Genomic DNA, 1150 nt, shown 5'->3' with positions numbered 1-1150 from the left:
GGCAGTGTCCCAACACATGGTGTAGGAGGCCGCGCGCGGAGCCTTCGGCGTAGCGCAGCGCGCGGCCGTTGGTGACGCTGGCGGTCACCGTCGATCTTCGGACAAGTTTCGGGTTGCGAGACCTTGAAGCAAGAACGGAGATGACGATGACCGACGACAGAATGGCGCTGATCGAGCTGGTTGAGAAGCAGGCCGACGGTGACCTTGTGCGGGAGATGTTGGCCTTCGCGGCCGAGCGGATCATGGAGGCCGAGGTTGAGGCCCGGACGGGCGCGGCCAAGGGTGCTCGCTCGCCAATGCGGGAGGTGCAGCGCAACGGCTACCGCGACCGCGACTGGGACACCCGTGCCGGGCGGATCGCGCTGGAGATTCCGAAGCTGCGCAAGGGTAGCTACTTTCCGAGCTTCCTCGAACCGCGGCGGACGGCCGAGAAGGCCCTCGTGGCGGTAATTCAGGAGGCTTACGTTCATGGCATCTCGACCCGCTCGGTCGACGATCTGGTGAAAGCCATGGGCGCTGGCGGCATGTCGAAGAGCCAGGTCAGCCGGCTGTGCGCCGAGATCGACGAGCGGGTGAACGCTTTCCTCACCCGCCCGCTGGAAGGCGTGTGGCCTTATCTCTGGCTCGATGCCACCTATCTGAAGGTTCGGGAAGGCGGGCGCATCGTCAGCCGCGCCGTGATAATCGCCGTGGCGGTCAACGAAGATGGCAAGCGGGAGGTGCTGGGCGTCGCAACGGGCCCGTCCGAGGCCGAGACGTTCTGGACCGAGTTCCTGCGCAGCCTTGCGGACCGCGGCCTGCGCGGGGTGAAGCTGGTAATCGCGGACGACCACAAGGGGCTACGTGCCGCCGCCCGCCGGGTGTTCAATGCGACCCGCCAGCGCTGCCGTATTCACTGGATGCGCAACGCCCTGGCGCATGCCCCGGCCAAGCAGCGCACGGCGGTGTCGGCGATGCTGAAGACGATCTTCGCACAGGAAACCAAGGCCGACGCAGAGCAGCAGTGGGGCGTCGTGGCTGACGCGCTGCGGGAGAAACAACCCAAACTCGGTGCCCTGATGGACGCCTCCCGCGACGACGTCCTGGCCTACATGTCCTTCCCACGCGAGCACTGGACCCAGATCGCGTCCACGAACCCGCTGGAGCGGGT

1 protein-coding gene is annotated in these 1150 nt (G+C 66.5%); it reads left to right on the top strand.

Features of this window, described 5'->3' with window-relative positions; all coding sequences use genetic code 11:
• Positions 1-146: 146 nt before the first annotated feature.
• On the top strand, positions 147-1150 hold a 1004-nt coding region (locus GL284_RS21215; RefSeq protein WP_155046390.1), incomplete at its 3' end, for an IS256 family transposase.

Source organism: Paracoccus shanxieyensis (genome assembly GCF_009711265.1).
GTDB classification, from domain to species: domain Bacteria; phylum Pseudomonadota; class Alphaproteobacteria; order Rhodobacterales; family Rhodobacteraceae; genus Paracoccus; species Paracoccus shanxieyensis.
Note: the sequence above shows the minus strand (reverse complement) of the source record. Positions and strands in the feature narration are given on the sequence as shown.